Below are 17,047 nucleotides of genomic sequence, written 5' to 3'. Positions count from 1 at the left end.
TCCCGTCAACCGATCGAGAGCTGAGATGACTACCGAAGCCAAGCGCCCCCTGTATATTCCCTATGCCGGTCCGCCGCTGCTGGAGATGCCGTTGCTCAACAAGGGCAGTGCCTTCAGTCAGGAAGAGCGCATCGAGTTCAACCTGATCGGCCTGCTGCCCCAGTGTGTGGAGACCATCGAGGAGCAGCTGGAGCGGGCCTACCGCCAGTATCAACAGTGCCAGACCGATCTCGACAAGCATATCTATCTACGCGCCATTCAGGACGATAACGAGACCCTCTACTACCGGCTGGTCTCGGAGCACCTCGAGGAGATGCTGCCCATCATCTATACGCCCACGGTGGGCAGGGCGTGCCAGGAGTTCTCGAATATCTATCGAAATCACCGTGGCCTGTTTATCAACTACGGCGACCGTGATCGCATGGATGACATCCTGCGCTCCTCCACCAAGGAGAAGGTCAAGGTGGTCGTGGTTACCGATGGTGAACGCATTCTTGGCCTGGGAGATCAGGGCATCGGCGGCATGGGGATTCCCATCGGCAAGCTGGCGCTGTATACCGCCTGTGGTGGCATCAGCCCCGCCTATACACAGCCGATCATGCTCGACGTGGGGACCAATAATCAGGCACTGCTCGATGACCCCATGTATATGGGATGGCGGCACCCGCGGGTCTCCCAGGAAGAGTATGACGCCTTCATCGAGCAGTTCATCGCGGCGGTGAAGCGACGCTGGCCGGGGGTGCTGCTGCAGTTCGAGGACTTCGCCCAGGCCAATGCCTTGCCGCTGTTGACGCGTTATCGTGATGAGCTGTGCTGCTTCAACGACGACGTTCAGGGTACCGCCGCGGTGGTGGTGGGCACCCTGATGGCGGCCTGCAAGGCGCGTGGCGAGAGTATCGCCCAGCAGCGCGTGGTGTTCGTGGGGGCCGGCTCTGCCGGTTGTGGCATCGCCGAACAGGTGGTGGTGGCCATGCAGGCGGAGGGGCTCACCAACAAGGAGGCACGCGCCCGCATCTATATGGTCGATCGGGAAGGCCTGGTCACCGATGATCAGGACTGGCTGCGCGACTTCCAGGTCCGCCTGGCCCACGAGGCTACCCTCACCGAGGGCTGGAGCGGTCAGGAGCTGCTGGAGACGGTTCGACAGGTCAAGCCGACGGTGATGATCGGGGTATGCGGGCGACCGGGCATCTTTACCGAGGAGGTGGTGCGAACCATGCACGCCGGCTGTGAGACGCCGGTGATCATGCCGCTCTCCAACCCTACCTCCCAGGCCGAGGCGCTGCCTGAGGACGTGATCCGCTGGACCGATGGTGCGGCCCTGGTCGCGAGCGGGAGCCCCTTTGCCCCGGTGGAACATGAGGGCCGCTCCATCCCCATCGCGCAGTGCAACAACGCCTATATTTTCCCCGGTATTGGCCTTGGGGTGGTGGCCGCCCAGGCGCGTCGGGTGACCGATGATATGCTGATGGCCGCCTCTCGGGCGCTGGCCCGTGAGGCCCCGATCGTCAAGGAGGGCAAGGGGGCGCTGCTGCCGCCGCTGGGCAAGATTCGCGAGCTTTCCAGCGTGATCGCCTTCGATGTGGCCGGCCAGGCCCAGGGCGAGGGAGTGGCGCTCAAGACCAACGGCATCAAGCTGCGCGAGGCCATCGAGCGCAATAGCTGGACGCCGGAGTACCGGCGCTACCGCCGCCGGTCCTTCTAGGCCACCGCGACGGGAAATCAAGAAGGCCCCGCCAGGTTGAACCGACCCTCAACAGTTGGGCGGTTCACTCCCTGGCGGGGCCTTTTGCGGTCTGTTTTACCTGGAGAAACTCAAGACCATGTCGGCGTCAGGGGCCTACCCCCGACGCCTTTCGCCTAGATACTATCAGGCCGATCCAATCATCTTGCGCAGCACATAGTGCAGGATGCCGCCATGGCGGTAGTACTCCAGTTCGTTGGCGGTATCGATGCGGCACAGCGCCTCGATCGTCTTCTCGCCCTTGTCGCTCTTGATGGTGACTTTGGCGCTGCCACCGGGGGTGAGGTCCGCGAGCCCCTCGATGGAAATTTGCTCGTCGCCGGTCAGGCCCAGCGACTGGCGGCTTTCACCCTCGGGGAACTGCAGCGGCACCACGCCCATGCCGATCAGGTTGGAGCGGTGGATGCGTTCGTAGGACTCCGCCAGCACGGCGCGTACGCCGAGGAGCAGGGTACCCTTGGCCGCCCAGTCGCGGCTGGAACCGGTGCCGTATTCCTTGCCGGCGACCACCACCAGCGGCGTGCCCTCCTCGCGATAGCGCATGGCGGCGTCGTAGATCGCCATCTGCTCGCCCGATGGCACGTGGCGCGTTTCGCCGCCGACCACGCCGTCGAGCATTTCGTTCTGGATGCGCACGTTGGCGAAGGTGCCGCGCATCATCACTTCGTGGTTACCGCGGCGCGAGCCGTAGGAGTTGAAGTCCACCGGCTTGATGCCGTGCTCCTGCAGGTAGCGGCCGGCCGGGCTGTCGGGCTTGATGGCGCCGGCGGGGGAGATGTGGTCGGTGGTCACGGAGTCACCGAGCATGGCCAGCACACGAGCGTCCTTGACGTCCTCGACGGTATCGGGCTTGCGCTGCATGCCCTCGAAGAAGGGGGGATGCTGGATGTAGGTGGAGTCCGGCCATTCGTAGACCTGGCTCTGGGGCACTTCGATGGCCTTCCAGGTGTCGTCGCCTTCGAATACCGCCGAGTACTCCTTGTGGAACATCTCGGTGTTGACCCGCGCCACCGCCTCGGCGATGTCAGATTGGGACGGCCAGATGTCCTTGAGGTAAACCGGCTCGCCGTCCTTGCCGGTGCCAAGCGGTTCGCCGGACAGATCGAGCCGCACGTTGCCGGCCAGCGCATAGGCGACCACCAGGGGCGGCGAGGCCAGCCAGTTGGTCTTGACCAGCGGATGCACGCGGCCTTCGAAGTTGCGGTTGCCCGAGAGTACCGATGCCACGGTGAGGTCGCCGTCGGTGACGGCCTTCTCGATCTCGTCGGGGAGCGGTCCGGAGTTGCCGATGCAGGTGGTGCAGCCGTAGCCCACCAGGTTGAAGCCCAGGGCGTCGAGGTCATCGCTCAGCCCGGCGGCAGCCAGGTAGTCGGTGACCACCTTGGAGCCCGGTGCCAGCGAGGTCTTGACCCAGGGCTGGGTACCCAGACCCTTCTTCAAGGCGTTGCGGGCCAGCAGGCCGGCGGCCATCATCACGCTGGGGTTGGAGGTGTTGGTGCACGAGGTGATCGCGGCGATGACCACGGCCCCCGGATCGAGCTTGAACTCCTCGCCGCGGTAGTTCACCGGCTGGCTGTCGGCGTGCTCGTAGCTGCGCTCGACGCCCACGGCGGTCTGTCCACCCTCCGAGAAGAGGCGTCCCTTTTCCTCCGACGGTGTACCCTTGCCGTCGTTTTCCATGACCTTGGCGAAGGCCTTGGGCATGTCGCCCAGGGTGACGCGATCCTGGGGCCGCTTGGGGCCGGCCAGGCTGGCTTCCACGTCGCCCATGTCCAGTGCCAGCGTATCGCTGAAGATCGGCTCGTCGCCGGGCTCGCGCCAGAGCCCCTGGGCCTTGCTGTAAGCCTCCACCAGCGCGACCTGTTCGTCGTCGCGGCCGGTCAGGCGCAGATAGGTCAGGGTCTCGTCGTCCACCGGGAAGAAGCCGCAGGTCGCGCCGTACTCCGGCGACATGTTGGCGATGGTGGCGCGGTCGGCCAGCGGCAGGTCCTTGAGGCCGTCGCCGTAGAACTCCACGAACTTGCCCACCACGCCATGGTTGCGCAGCATCTCGGTAACGGTGAGCACCAGGTCGGTAGCGGTGATGCCTTCGCGCAGCTTGCCGGTGAGCTTGAAGCCGACGACCTCGGGAATCAGCATGGAAACCGGCTGACCGAGCATGGCCGCCTCGGCCTCGATGCCGCCTACCCCCCAGCCGAGGATGCCCAGGCCGTTGATCATGGTGGTGTGGGAGTCGGTGCCGACAAGGGTGTCGGGATAGGCGAGCGTCTTGCCGTCTACCTCCTTGGTCCACACCGTCTTGCCCAGGTATTCCAGGTTGACCTGGTGGCAGATGCCGGTGCCCGGCGGCACCACGCGGAAGTTGTCGAAGGCATGCTGGCCCCAGCGCAGGAACTCGTAGCGTTCGCGATTGCGCTGCATCTCGATTTCCACGTTGTCGGCAAAGGCCTGGGGATTGCCGAACTTGTCTACCATCACCGAGTGGTCGATGACCAGATCCACCGGGGACAGCGGGTTGATGCGTGCGGGATCCTCGCCGAGTTTCTGTACTGCATCGCGCATGGATGCGAGATCGACCACCCCGGGCACGCCGGTGAAGTCCTGCATCAGCACGCGAGCCGGACGATAGCCGATTTCGCGATCGGAGCGTCCCGCCTTCTGCCAGTCGACCAGGGCCTGCAGGTCTTCCCGGGAAACGCTCTCGTCGTCGGCGAAGCGCAGCTGGTTTTCCAACAGGGTCTTGAGAGTCTTGGGCAGGCGTTCGAGGCTTCCCAGCGCCTCGGCGGCCTTCGCCAGACTGTAATAGTGGTAGGTGTTACCCGCGGCCTCGAGGCGCTGCAGAGTATCGGAAATGGCGTCGGTGCTCATCATAGTCCTCCACATCGGAGAGTGATCGAACCTTCCTGGTACGTCTGAGTATAGATGGTCATGATAGGCAGGGATTTCAACTGTTGCCCGCCGGCAGGCTTGAAATGGCAGCGTTGAGTCGCCATCTCTCATTGCGGTACGGCCATCTCGGGATGGCGTCGTTTCATGACAGGCCGACAGCGGCCGGGGAGACCCCATGCATGAAGAAGCGCTGATGCCGCGGCGGGTGCGCTGCCCCTACTGCGATGCCCCCTTCGACCTTCTGCTGGATGTCTCCCAGGGCAGCCAGCTCACCTGGGAAGACTGCCACGTTTGCTGCGCGCCTATCCAGGTGCGAATCGAGGCCGACCCCGGCGATCCTGACGACCTGACGGTGGCGCTGGGGCGCGACGACGAGGTGCTCTAGCGTCGCACCTGCCCCCTCGAGGCGGCGTGCCTGTTACAATAACGCCACTTTTCTCGAACGTTACTGCCACGAGGTCTCCCCATGAGCAATGCGCGTCATGAACGCCTGATCATTCTCGGCTCCGGCCCGGCGGGCTACACCGCCGCGGTCTATGCGGCCCGCGCCAATCTCAAGCCGCTGCTGATCACCGGCATTCAGGCGGGCGGGCAGCTGACCACGACCACCGACGTGGACAACTGGCCCGGCGACGATGTCGGGGTGCAGGGTCCCGAGCTGATGGAGCGCATGCAGCGCCACGCCGAACGCTTCGATACCGAGGTGCTGTTCGATCACGTTCATGAGGTAGACCTTCGTGAGCGCCCCTTCACCCTGAAGGGCGACAATGGCTCCTACACCTGCGATGCCTTGATCATTGCCACCGGCGCCAGTGCGCGCTACCTGGGTCTGGCGTCCGAACAGGCGTTCATGGGGCAGGGCGTATCGGCGTGCGCCACCTGTGATGGCTTCTTCTACCGCAACCAGGAAGTCGTTGTTGTCGGCGGCGGTAACACCGCCGTGGAAGAGGCGCTGTATCTGTCCAATATTGCCTCGAAGGTGACCCTGGTACATCGTCGCGACAGCCTGCGTGCCGAGAAGATTCTCCAGGACAAGCTGTTCGAGAAGGCCGAGGAAGGCAAGGTGGTGCTGGAGTGGAATCACACTCTGGATGAGGTGCTGGGCGACAACAGCGGCGTGACCGGCGTACGCCTCAAGTCCACCGAGGATGGTGAGTGCAAGGAGCTTGCGGCGCCGGGCGTGTTTATCGCCATCGGCCATAGCCCTAATACCGGTATCTTCGAGGGGCAGCTGGACATGAACGGCGGCTATATCCGAGTCCAGTCGGGCCTCGCCGGTAACGCCACCGCTACCAGCGTGCCGGGCGTGTTCGCCGCCGGCGACGTCATGGACCATGTCTATCGCCAGGCGGTCACCTCCGCCGGCAGTGGCTGCATGGCCGCCCTGGACGCCGAGCGCTATCTCGACGAATTAAGCTAGTAGCCGGAAGAGCGTCGCTTCGCTCCTGGAAGCTGGAAGAAAAAGCTTACTCCAGCTTCCGCGTAGCGGCTGAACGCGGCTAATAATGCGGTGGTAGCTCGTCCTCGGCGCTTGGCGCCGCCGCATCGCCTTCCTGCAGCGCCTGCTGCTTTTCACGAATCTTTCGCTGCATCAAGACGTTGATGCGCTCCAGCTGGGTCAGCCGGGCCTCCTGTGCGGCTACCGCCTGGTCCAGGGTGTCCAGCCAGTGTTCCTGATAGGCGATACGGCTCTCCAGCGCCGCCAGGCGCTTCGCCCATGTCCACGCGGTACAGCGCCGCGGATCACCGAGGGCCTGAGTCTGCTCGTGGTCGTGGCCGTCGGAGAAAGCATTGCGGCGCAGTTCACGACGGATCGTGCCGCTGTGGAAGCTCAGCGTCCTGCCGATCTGTCGTTGGCTCATGCCCAGGTCATAGCGGGCGCTGACCCTCCTGCCTCCACTGCGGTGTCCAAAGTGCTGCGGTTATTCTATGAACCCAGGAATAAAAGCCGGACAGTTGTTGCCGCCCAGAGCGATGATAGTGAAAATCAGGATAAGCCCCCTTATCTTGAATGGGTGTGCGGGATGTTGCGTGCGCGATTAGAGTCGATAGCCACGTAATCCGGTCTCCTGGAGAAGTTACCAAGACTTGCCCAGCGGCCCGGCGCAACTGCACTGGGGCGGCGTCTCGGAAACGAAAAGAGCTGCGTCGATCGACAGATCGACCTGCGCATCACAGATGCGTTGCCACCCGCCAGGGTAGCTTAAAGCCCCGGCATGACGGGCTTTGTAGCTCGCAAAGCGGTACGGATAGCCGTCAGGCCAGCTAATCGGAGTTAACCGAGCGACGCGTAGCGTCGCCCAACACCTGGAAAGCCCCGATTTTTTTGGAGAGCCCCCCCAGACTGACTTTATATGGGGGAGGATAGGGGTAAAAATGGCATTCTCAGCGACAGCTCAGCGCGAACACACATGCATCCAGCTGCTCTTGAGCAACTTGGCGACGTTAATTTCGTTAGCAAGATAATTTTTTTGTTTCTACACTTTTGTTGCACTTTTGTCGTAGATAATACCTACATAACTTAACAAGCCTCCCTCTCCCCGACGTCATCGTGACTGTTACCCAAGGAGGCAAGACATGAAGGTGCTAAAACCCTGGCAAACCGTAGCCATCACGGTCGCTGTCAGTTTTCTGCTGGTGTTGTGGGATGTACCCACCTCTACCTGGGTTACCTCGGCTACCCTGAGCCTGGCGTCTGGAGTGGCGGCTCTGGCGCTGATGGCCACTTCAGCCATCCTGGCCAGTCGCTGGGCCTGGGTGGAGCGGTTATTGGGCGGGCTGGATCGGGTCTATCTTGCCCATAAGTGGATGGGCGTATGGGCGTTAGGACTGGCTTCGTACCACATGATATTCAAGGCCGAGCTTGGCGTCTGGGAGGTAGAGCCAATTCTTGAGATCAGTAAGTACTGGACTCGCCTGCTACGCCAGACGAGCTTCGTGGCGCTGATGTTCATCATCTTACTGGCGCTTAATCGCAAAATTCCCTATCACCTGTGGCGGGGCTGGCATAAGCTCTCCGGCCCATTGTTTGTGGTGGTTATCCTGCACTGGTTGACCTTCAAATCACCCATTGTTTTGAACGATCCCGCCGGCCTCTGGCTTGGGGCACTTTCGATACTTGGCGTTTCGGCAGCGGCCTGGAAGCTGCTGCTTTATCCGTATTTCGCTCGACACGGCGAGTACGAGGTGGTGAAGGTCTCGCCGGGAGCCGGGGCGGTTCGCCTTAGTCTGGCTCCAGTCGGTGGCGGGGTAACCTTCCAGCCTGGCCAGTTCGGCTTCCTGCGGCTGAAGGAGGAGGGGCTGCGAGAGCCGCACCCCTTCACCATCGCCTCGGCCAACCAGGAGAGCGGCGCGGTGGAATTTTTTATCCGTGGGCTGGGTGACTACACGCGCAAGCTGGTCAGCGAGAGCCGGGTGGGCATGCGCGCCGATATCTACGCGCCCCACGGGCACTTCACACGGCCAGAGCGGGCCAGCCATGAGGTATGGGTCGCTGGGGGCGTGGGGATATCGCCGTTCATCTCTTGGCTTCAGGATCCTGAAGCTGAATCGCTGGAACGGGTCACCCTTTTTTACTGTTATACCCTGGGGCGTGAGTTTCCCAGCGTTGAGACCTTGCAGACTCAGGCCGACGCGCGAGGCGTGGAGTTGGTGCCGGTGCCTACCGGGCCGAACAGCGTGGCCTTCCGCGAGCGGCTGGCCGAGATCGCCCATGACGTGCCGGCTGACAGCGTGGAGGTTCGCTTCTGCGGTCCCCAGGGGCTGAAAGAAGCGGTGAGCCAGCAGATGGAGGAGTTGGGGATTCCGCGTCGTAATCTGGCCTACGAGTACTTCGATTTTCGATAGCGTAACCACTGCTCTCAGTTCACCACCACGTATCCGTGACTGACAGGAACTTTGACACCAGCCCCCCAGGCTTTCTGAGGGGCTGGTTTTCCGTAAAGAAATCGAGCCAACCTTGCCACGCAAAAAAACGGGATCTTCCCCGTTCCGGCGCTCGTGATTGGCAGTGCCTGCAGTGACGAGCACACTGTCTGCTTTCTAATCAGAACCCGGACAGTCCCCGCGACCAGGAGTGCGCCCGCTCGTGCCCGACAGGCACTGACACTCTGCTTCGACAGCCACTGAAATCTGGACAGTGCATAGTCGCACCGCCAACAATGCGGCCCGCGGTCGTCAGCATCTGAGCCGTGATGAGGTGTACCGACTGATACGCGCCGCCCGCGACAATCGATATGGCTAGCGCGACGCACTAATGCTGCGTCTGGCCTTCGAGCATGGGCTGCATGTCTCGGGTCAGTGCCGACGATTTCCGGCGCCTGCTGTGTCGTTTCAGCAAGCCGAATTAAGCGAGTAGCCGGAAGAGCGTCGCTTCGCTCCTGGAAGCTGGAAGAAAAAGCTTACCCCGGCTTCCGCGTCGCGGCTGGAAGCGGCTAATAATGCGGCGGTAGCTCGTCCTCGGCGCTTGGCGTCGCCGCATCGCCTTCCTGCAGCGCCTGCTGCTGTTCACGAATCTTTCGCTGCATCAAGGCATTGATGCGTTCCAGCTGGGTCAGCCGGGCCTCCTGTGCGGCCACCGCCTGGTCCAGGGTATCCAACCAGTGTTCCTGGTAGGCGATACGGCTCTCCAGCGCTGTCAGGCGCTCGTCCAGGGCGTCAGACGCCTGTGTCTGGCTCATGCTAGAATCCTCTTGCTGTGTGTCACCGTTCACCGTGGCACCTTCCAGGTGGTTATCAAATATCGTTCATTACCAATATGAGAGTCATTCGAGTCCATGAATCGCAAGCTTATGTTTCGCTGTAGTCTGGTCAGCCTGCTGCTCGCCGCTCCGGCCCCGCTGCTGATCGCACTGTTCATTCACCTGGCCGGCGGAGCCCTGTCCGAGGCGCTGTTCGATAGCCTCCGGGTGGGTGGCGTGGCCGTGGTCTATGCCGCCGCGGCCCTGGCGGTCTTCTTGGTGCTGCTGGCGGGTACCCTGGCGGTCAATGCCCTTAGCCCCCAACTGGTCAACCTGGCCGAGATCGAGAGCGATGATCGCGAGCTCGGTGAGGTGAAGTGGTTCAACGTCAACAAGGGATACGGCTTTATTACCCGCGACAGCGGTGAGGATGTCTTCGTGCACTTCCGTGCCATCCGCGGTCGTGGTCATCGCACCCTGGCCGAGGGGCAGAAGGTTCGCTATTACGTGATGGAAAACGAGAAGGGGCTGCAGGCCGACGACGTTACCGTGATCACCTGAAGCGACGCCCCTTCAGCCTGACGATGTTCGCGTCCGTCAGGCTGCCGGCATCGCACCGGCCACGACATCGCCCCGCACTCGCGGGGCGATGTCGTTTGCGACTACCGGCCGGAGTCGGGCCAGTGGATCTCTTCCTCGCGTCCGTCGGGTAGCACACTGAGGAAGCGGTCGGGCTCGTCGCCGGGTTGCCAGCCGCCCAGCGAACAGCGCACCTCGCCACCCAGCCGCAGGGCAGCGGCGTGCGCACAGGCGGCGTCATTCAGCCAGGGCGTCCGGGCACTATCGAACCAGAGGCTGGCGAAGCCGTCGGCGGCACGCTCCACCAGAAGTACCGGGATCTCGCTGTCGTCGAGTCGGCCGCGGGTACGCCACTTGCCCTTGCCGGCAGGGGCCAGGGGCTCGGCGCCGATGGCCGTACCCAGCCAATCGTTCAACGCCTCCATGGGGGCCTTGGCCAGGTAGACCTCGATGTCGGGATAGCGGTTGTCGCTGTCAGCTGTCATGCAAGCCTCAGGGTCTGGCACTGCCGTTGATGAAAAGGTGCTTCATGATGGCCTCATAGGTGCGGCTCAGCTCGTCCAGGTCGGCGGCGCGTACCCGCTCGTTGATCTGGTGGATAGTGGCGTTGAGGGGGCCCAGCTCCACTACCTGACTCCCCAGGGTGGCAATAAAGCGGCCATCCGAGGTGCCACCGCTGGTGCTGAGCTCGGGGGGCTGGCCGGTGACTTCTTCGACGCCGCGCATGCAGGCCTCCACGAGCTCCCCCTCGGCGGTGAGGAAGGGCTCGCCGTTGAGGGTCCAGTCCAGCTCATAATCCAGGCCGTGCGCCTCCAGGATGGCCTCGGTACGGTCCTTGAGCTGCTCGTGGGTGACCTCGGTGGAGAAACGGAAGTTGAAGACCACTTCCACCTCGCCGGGAATGACGTTGGTGGCGCCGGTGCCCGAGCGAAGGTTGGAGACCTGGAAGCTGGTAGCGGGAAAGAAATCGTTGCCGGCGTCCCAGTGCTCCCGAGTCAGCGCATCCAGGGCGGGCATTGCCTGGTGGATGGGGTTGCGTGCCAGGTGGGGGTAGGCCACGTGTCCCTGGATTCCCTTGATATGCAACACGCCGCCCAGCGAGCCGCGCCGTCCGTTCTTGACCACGTCGCCCAGGCGGGCGGTGGAGGAGGGCTCGCCGACGATACAGTAGTCGAGGCGTTCGTGGTGCTCGCGCAGATGCTCCACGACGGCGCGAGTGCCGTCCATCGCGGGGCCTTCCTCGTCGGAGGTGATCAAGAACCCCAGCCGGCCGTGGTGGTCGGGGTGGTCGGCGATAAAGCGTTCAACCGCGGTGATCATGGCCGCCAGGCTGCCCTTCATGTCGGCGGCACCGCGCCCACGCAGCATGCCGTCGTCGTCGAGGCATGGCGCGAAGGGCGGGAAGTCCCATTGCGTATGGGGGCCACTGGGGACCACGTCGGTGTGACCGGCGAAGGCCAGCAGCGGCCCCTGGTGGCCGCGGGTGGCCCAGAAATTCTCGACATCGCCGTACGGCAGGCGTTCGACATGAAAGCCGAGCGCCACAAGGCGCTCGATCATCAACTCCTGACATCCCAGGTCGTCCGGCGTCACCGAGGGCCGCGCCAGCAGGTCGAAGGCGAGTCTCAGGGTGGACGAGAGGCCGGCAGGATCAGTTGTGGGCATGCAGTGCCTCATTGAGCGCGATGGCGCTCTTGTTGGTCAGGCACTCGATGCGGCCGTTTCGGGAGTTGCGGCGCAGCAGCAGGTCGTCCTGGTTGGCAAGCTCGCGGGCGGCCACGGTGCCGGCTTCCTGGCCCTGGGCATCGAGCAGGGTGACCTTGGCGCCGGCGGTGATGTAGAGGCCCGCTTCCACGGTGCAACGGTCGCCCAGGGGAATGCCAATACCGGCATTGGCACCGATCAGGCAGCCTTCGCCGACCTTGATCACGATATTGCCACCCCCGGACAGGGTGCCCATGGTGGAGCAGCCGCCGCCGAGATCGGAGCCCTTGCCGACCATTACCCCGGCCGAGATTCGACCCTCGATCATGCCGGGCCCCTCGGTACCGGCGTTGAAGTTGACGAAGCCCTCGTGCATCACGGTGGAGCCTTCGCCCAGGTAGGCGCCCAGGCGCACCCGGGCGGTATCGCCGATGCGCACGCCGCCGGGAACCACGTAGTCGGTCATCCTGGGGAACTTGTCGACACAGTCCACGGAGAGGTGGCGGCCTTCCAGGCGCGCCTTGAGACGGCGTGCAGGCAGTTCCTGGACGTCGATGGCGCCCTCGTTGGTCCAGGCGATGTTGCGCAACAGGCCGAACATGCCGGTAAGGTCGAGGCCGTGGGGCTTGACCAGACGATGGGATAGCAAATGCAGCTTGAGGTAGACCTCCGGGGCGCCCTGCGGGGGCAGGTCCTCGGCGATAAACATCGCGACCAGCGGGCGCGTGGCCGCGGCGAAGGCCTCGGCCAGCTGGGCCTGCTCGGTGTGGCCGGCGGCCTTGAGGGCGCCGGCCAGCTCGCCGCATTGTTCGGGCAGGAAGCTGACCGCGGCGTTACCCTCCGGTACGTCCAGTATCTGCTTGACCGCCTCGATCAGGCCGTCATCGGGGTCGAGCAGCGGCGCCGGATAGTAGATCTCCAGCCAGTCGCCCTGGGTGTTCTGGGTGCCGGTTCCGAGTGCAAAGCTCAGCATGTCGCGAGTCCTTGTTGAATCGAGTGATGGGGTCAGTGAGAGGGGCGCTTAGCCCTGAAGGTCGTCGTAGTCGCCGTCGCGGTAGCCCACGCGGATATCGTTCCCGGTATCCAGCAGGGGTCGCTTGAGCAGGGTGGGGTGGGCGAGCAGCAGCTCGCGGGCGCTGTTGGCATCCACCGCCTGCTTCTCTTCGTCGGACAGGTTGCGCCAGGTGGTGCTGCGCTTGTTGAGTGCCGTCAGGACCGGCACCTTGTCGAGGATATGCTCGAGCAGCGGTGCGGAGAGGCCATCCTCGCGCAGGTCGTGGAACTGGTAGGGAACGCCGGAGTTATCCATTGCCTTGCGCGCTCGGCGGCAGGTGTCGCAGTTCTTGATGCCGTACAGGGTAAACATCACAGCCTCCTCTCAATGAAGTCGCGAAGGCGGCGTGCCGCCTCGGCGGTGGCCCGGGGCTCGGCAACCAGTGCCAGGCGCAGGCGGCCGCTGCCGGGGTTGGCGCCATTGGTGCCGGCACGGCCCATCCCGTCGTCGGCAGCGGGACGACCCATATAGGAACCGGGGAGTACGCCGACGTTAGCATGACGCAGCAGTTCCCGCGTAAAGCCCACGTCGTCGCCGCCGGGCACCGCCGGCCACAGATAAAAGCTTGCCTCGGGAGTTGGAAATGCCATCACCGGGGCGAGTATTCGGGTCACGGCGTCGAACTTCTCGCGGTAGGCGTCGCGGTTGGCGCGCACATGCGCCTCGTCGCTCCAGGCGGCAATCGATGCGTGTTGCACCGGAAGCGCCATGGCGCAGCCGTGGTAGGTGCGGTAGCGCCTGAAGGAGGCGATCACCCCGGCGTCGCCGGCCACGAAGCCCGAGCGCAGCCCCGGCAGGTTGGAGCGCTTGGAGAGGGAATGGAATACCAGGCAACGGCGATAGTCGTGACGGCCCAGGGCCGCACAGGCCTCGAGCAGCCCGGGAGGCGGCGAGGCCTCGTCCAGGTAGAGCTCCGAGTAGCACTCGTCCGAGGCGATCAGGAAGTCATGCTCGTCGGCGAGCTCGATCAGGCGCTGGAATTCGGCTAGCGGCGTCACTGCCCCGGTCGGATTGCCCGGCGAGCAGAGAAAGACGATCTGTACCTGGCGCCAGACATCCGCGGGCACGGCATCGACGTCGGGACGAAAGCCGTTCTCGGCGCTGCAGTCGAGGTAGTAGGGCTCGCCGCCGGCAAGCAGGGTGGCCCCCTCGTAGATCTGGTAGAAGGGGTTGGGCATGGCCACCTTCGCCGGGCGCGTGCGGTCCAGCGCCGCCTGGACGAAGGCGAACAGTGCCTCGCGGGTGCCGTTGACCGGCAGCACCTGGGTGTCGGCGTCGAGGCCACTCAGGTGGAAGCGTTGCCTGGCCCAGCCCGCGATGGCCTGGCGCAGCGCCGGGTCGCCGGCGGTGGCCGGGTAACGGGCGAAGTCGGCCCGATGCGCCTGCAGCGCCTCGAGGGCCGCGGCATAGGGGGCATGCTGGGGCTCGCCGATGGTCAGCGAGATGGGGGCGAGCCCGGCGGGTGGCGTCACATCGGCCTTGAGAGCGGCGAGTCGCTCGAAGGGGTAGGGCTTGAGGGCGTCGAGATCGGGGTTCATGGGTGTCCAGGCGCGCCTCTTGGGCCTTGGCCGCGGGCGTCATCGTTATGGGGTGTCTTGGCGTAGTCGCAAGACGCTCGATTATAGGGAAGCCCGCAGAAGGCCTCAAACGCGAGGCTGTTGCCCCGGCGCCTCTCGCCTCCTGTTGTGATAGTCCTGCTGTTGCGGTCTCGCGGCTAGCCCGAGACATCGAGCACTTCCACCAGGCGCTCGCGCAGCCGTGCCTGGCGCCCGGGGTCGGTGAGGGGGCGGCCGGCCTTGTCGGTAATAAAGAAGACGTCCTCCACCTTCTCGCCCAGGGTGGCGATCTTGGCCGCGGAGAGGGCGATATCCTGTTCCATGAAGATACGTCCGACCCGGGCCAGCAGGCCGGGGCGGTCCGGGGCGATCAGCTCCAGCAGGGTGCGCTCGTTGGCCGGGTCCTGCTCGATGATGACCTCGGTGGGGACCTTGAAGTGTCTCAGCTGACGCGGGGTGTGACGGGTCACGATCTGCGGGTAGTCGTCGGGGTCGTCGAGCTCCTCGACCAGATGAGCGCGGATCTCTTCCAGGCGGACGGGGTCGCGAATGGGGCGCCCCTGATCATCGAGCACGATAAAGGTGTTCAGCGTCCAGTCGTTGCTGGAGGTGGCGATGCGGGCGTCGTGGATGGAGAGACCCAGCTGATCGAGGGCGGCGGCGGTGGCAGCGAAGAGGTCATCCACCGAGCGGGTGTGGATAAATACCTTGGTGCCGCCTTCGACCATTCCCTCGGCCGGGGCACTGAGCAGGATCAAGGGCAGCGGGCTCTCCTCGTGGCCGAGGATGCCTCGGGTCTGCCAGGCGATCTCGCTGGGGGCGTACTGCAGGAAATACGCCTCGCCCAGTGACTCCCATAGCCGCTGCACGCGCGCCATGTCGGCCCCTGTCGCGGCGAGCAGCGAGAGCGCCTCGTCGCGGGTTTCGTTGACCCAGTCGTTGCGCTCCAGCGGGTTCTCCAGGCCGCGGCGCAGGGCGCGTTTGGTCTCGGCGTGAAGCTGGCGCAGCAGCGAGGCGCGCCAGCCGTTCCACAGGGTGGCGTTGGTGGCGTTGATATCGGCCACCGTGAGCACGTAGAGATAATCGAGGCGCGTCTCGTCACCCACCAGACGGGCGAAGTCGGCGATCACGTCGGGGTCGGTGATATCGCGTTTCTGGGCCACCATCGACATGGTCAGATGCTGTTCCACCAGCCAACTGACCAGGCGAGTATCACGGGGTGAGAGGCCATGGCGTTCGGCGAAGGCCTCCACGTCCCGGGCGCCGAGGAGGGAGTGGTCACCGCCGCGCCCCTTGCCGATATCATGGTAGAGCCCGGCGATCCACAGCAGCTCCAGCTTGGGCAGCTGGTGGATGACATTGGCGGCCACCGGGAAGGCCTCCCGGGCCTCGGGCTTGCGAAAGCCATGGATGAACTTCAGCAGGTGCAGGGTGTGGGCGTCCACGGTGTAGATATGGAAGAGGTCGTGCTGCATCAGGCCGATGGCGCGGCCGAATTCCGGCAGGTACTTGCCCAGTACCCCGTAACGGTTCATGCGCCGTAGCTGGCGCGCCACGTTGCCGCCGGAGCGCAACAGCTCGAGGAACAGGCTCTGATGGCGCACGTCGTCGCGATAGAGGTCATCGATCAGGTGGCGATGATCGCGGATCTGGCGGATGGTGTCGGCGCGCACGCCTTCGATCTCGGGATGCTCGGCCATCAGCAGGAAGAGCTCGAGCAGTGCCGAGGGTTGATCGCGGAACACGGTGCGTGACCGGGCCTGGATAAAGCCGTCCTTGATCTCGAAGCGTTCATTGAGCGGTTCGACCGGCAGCACTTCACCGGCGTGGATGATCGCCTCGTCGAAATGCTGCAGCAGCATGTCGTTGAGGCCGGCCAGTGCCGTTACATGGCGGTAGTAACGATTCATGAACTGCTCGACGGCGAGGCGTTCAGGCGTGTCGCGAAAGCCAAACAGCTCGGCGATGGTGCGCTGATGATCGAACAACAGGCGGTCCTCGGCGCGGCCGGCGAGCATGTGCAAGGCATAGCGTACCTGCCACAGGAAGGCCTGACCCTGGCTGAGGATGCGTAGCTCCGCATCGTTCATGAAGCCGGTGGCGACCAGATCCTCGTAGCGTTCGCTACCGAAGTGGCGCTTCGCCACCCAGCCGATCATCTGAATGTCACGCAGCCCACCCGGCGCGCTCTTGATGTTGGGTTCCAGGTGATACTCGGAGTTGTTGTGCCGGTAGTGGCGGTTGATCTGCTCCTGCCACTTGGCCTCGAAGAAGCGCTTCGCCGGCCACATGCGCTCGGCGGCCAGGCGTGCCTTCATCGCCTTGCGTAATCGTTCCGGGCCGGCGACGGTGCGGCTCTCGAGCAGGTTGGTGATAACGGTGAGGTCGGCCTCGGCCTCGCGCTCGCAGTCGGCAAGCGAGCGAACACTGTGGCCGATCTCCAGGCCGATATCCCACAGGAAGGTGATAAAGGCCGTCAATGGTTCGCGATAGGGCGCATCATCGTCGTGTTCGAGCAGCAGCAACAGGTCGACGTCGGAGCACGGGTGCAGTTCGCCGCGGCCGTAGCCGCCCACGGCGAGCAGGGCCACGCCGTCATCGGGCCAGGAATGGTGCTCCCAGGCCACGGCAAGCAGCCGGTCCAGGCACCAGGCGCGGCCATGGACCAGGTCGCGGATATCGGCGCCGGCTCGCAGGCGCGCATCGAGTCGCGCCTGGATCTCGCCGAGGGCCGCCTTGAAGGGGGCGATCAACGAGCGGTTGCCGGAGAGCTCCGCCCGGAACCTCTCGACGTCAAACAGGGTCTCGTCCGGCACGAAGCGGTAGTGGTGGAGCAGCATTG

14 protein-coding genes and 1 pseudogene are annotated in these 17,047 nt (G+C 64.3%); 5 read left to right on the top strand and 10 right to left on the bottom strand.

The annotated features are described in order from the left end of the window. Positions 1–25: 25 nt before the first annotated feature. Entirely contained in the window at positions 26–1,705 is a 1,680-nt protein-coding gene (locus Q358_RS0101130) for an NAD-dependent malic enzyme (RefSeq protein ID WP_027960353.1), read from the top strand. A 165-nt stretch (positions 1,706–1,870) separates the two neighbouring features. Here Q358_RS0101130 and acnA read toward each other — a convergent pair whose 3' ends face one another. Continuing rightward, complete coding sequence (gene acnA, locus Q358_RS0101125; protein WP_027960352.1) at positions 1,871–4,612, bottom strand: aconitate hydratase AcnA; 2,742 nt, start codon at positions 4,610–4,612, stop codon at positions 1,871–1,873. Positions 4,613–4,808: 196 nt separating this feature from the next. Here acnA and Q358_RS0101120 point away from each other — a divergent pair, with 196 nt between their 5' ends. Beyond that, positions 4,809–5,018, top strand: coding sequence for a zinc ribbon domain-containing protein (locus Q358_RS0101120; RefSeq protein ID WP_027960351.1), 210 nt, complete (start codon positions 4,809–4,811; stop codon positions 5,016–5,018). 81 nt (positions 5,019–5,099) lie between these two features. After that, positions 5,100–6,053, top strand: a complete 954-nt coding sequence (trxB, locus tag Q358_RS0101115) for a thioredoxin-disulfide reductase (protein WP_027960350.1) — start codon at positions 5,100–5,102, stop codon at positions 6,051–6,053. Between the two features lie 79 nt (positions 6,054–6,132). Here trxB and Q358_RS18900 read toward each other — a convergent pair whose 3' ends face one another. Together Q358_RS18900 and Q358_RS19015 are read right to left on the bottom strand one after the other, a co-directional pair. Next, positions 6,133–6,339 carry a SlyX family protein gene (locus Q358_RS18900; RefSeq protein WP_027960349.1) on the bottom strand — a complete coding sequence of 69 codons (207 nt, stop codon included), beginning with the start codon at positions 6,337–6,339 and terminating at the stop codon, positions 6,133–6,135. A gap of 96 nt (positions 6,340–6,435) precedes the next feature. Then, positions 6,436–6,504: pseudogene (locus tag Q358_RS19015) on the bottom strand (hypothetical protein); the annotation flags it as partial. Between the two features lie 706 nt (positions 6,505–7,210). Here Q358_RS19015 and Q358_RS0101105 point away from each other — a divergent pair. Continuing rightward, a complete protein-coding gene (locus tag Q358_RS0101105) occupies positions 7,211–8,479 on the top strand; it encodes a ferredoxin reductase family protein (protein WP_027960348.1) in 1,269 nt (422 codons plus the stop codon). A gap of 587 nt (positions 8,480–9,066) precedes the next feature. Here the strand turns inward: Q358_RS0101105 and Q358_RS0101100 are convergent. Beyond that, positions 9,067–9,312, bottom strand: a complete 246-nt coding sequence (locus Q358_RS0101100) for a SlyX family protein (RefSeq protein WP_027960347.1) — start codon at positions 9,310–9,312, stop codon at positions 9,067–9,069. A 96-nt stretch (positions 9,313–9,408) separates the two neighbouring features. On the opposite strand from Q358_RS0101100, the gene Q358_RS19010 reads away from it, so the two are divergent. Next, complete coding sequence (locus tag Q358_RS19010; RefSeq protein WP_027960346.1) at positions 9,409–9,873, top strand: cold-shock protein; 465 nt, start codon at positions 9,409–9,411, stop codon at positions 9,871–9,873. Between the two features lie 101 nt (positions 9,874–9,974). Here the strand turns inward: Q358_RS19010 and Q358_RS0101090 are convergent, their stop codons facing one another. From Q358_RS0101090 to Q358_RS0101065, 6 genes are all read right to left on the bottom strand, one after another. Further along, the gene (locus Q358_RS0101090) at positions 9,975–10,376 is read right to left on the bottom strand and encodes a hypothetical protein (protein WP_027960345.1); all 402 of its coding nucleotides are present in this window, start codon (positions 10,374–10,376) and stop codon (positions 9,975–9,977) included. A gap of 7 nt (positions 10,377–10,383) precedes the next feature. After that, a complete protein-coding gene (gene dapE / locus Q358_RS0101085) occupies positions 10,384–11,556 on the bottom strand; it encodes a succinyl-diaminopimelate desuccinylase (protein ID WP_027960344.1) in 1,173 nt (390 codons plus the stop codon). Next, positions 11,543–12,568, bottom strand: a complete 1,026-nt coding sequence (gene dapD / locus Q358_RS0101080) for a 2,3,4,5-tetrahydropyridine-2,6-dicarboxylate N-succinyltransferase (RefSeq protein WP_027960343.1) — start codon at positions 12,566–12,568, stop codon at positions 11,543–11,545. The genes dapE and dapD overlap by 14 nt, the downstream gene beginning before the upstream one ends. Before the next feature lie 48 nt (positions 12,569–12,616). Then, complete coding sequence (locus Q358_RS0101075) at positions 12,617–12,961, bottom strand: arsenate reductase (protein WP_027960342.1); 345 nt, start codon at positions 12,959–12,961, stop codon at positions 12,617–12,619. Continuing rightward, on the bottom strand, positions 12,961–14,187 hold the full coding sequence (gene dapC / locus Q358_RS0101070) for a succinyldiaminopimelate transaminase (protein ID WP_027960341.1): 1,227 nt from the start codon (positions 14,185–14,187) through the stop codon (positions 12,961–12,963). Before dapC ends, Q358_RS0101075 begins: the two co-directional genes overlap by 1 nt. 176 nt (positions 14,188–14,363) lie before the next feature. Then, positions 14,364–17,045: a [protein-PII] uridylyltransferase gene (locus tag Q358_RS0101065; protein ID WP_027960340.1), complete on the bottom strand. Its 2,682-nt coding sequence runs from the start codon at positions 17,043–17,045 to the stop codon at positions 14,364–14,366. Between the last annotated feature and the right edge of the window lie 2 nt (positions 17,046–17,047).

Source organism: Halomonas halodenitrificans DSM 735 (assembly GCF_000620045.1).
GTDB lineage: Bacteria > Pseudomonadota > Gammaproteobacteria > Pseudomonadales > Halomonadaceae > Halomonas > Halomonas halodenitrificans.
Note: the sequence above shows the minus strand (reverse complement) of the source record. Positions and strands in the feature narration are given on the sequence as shown.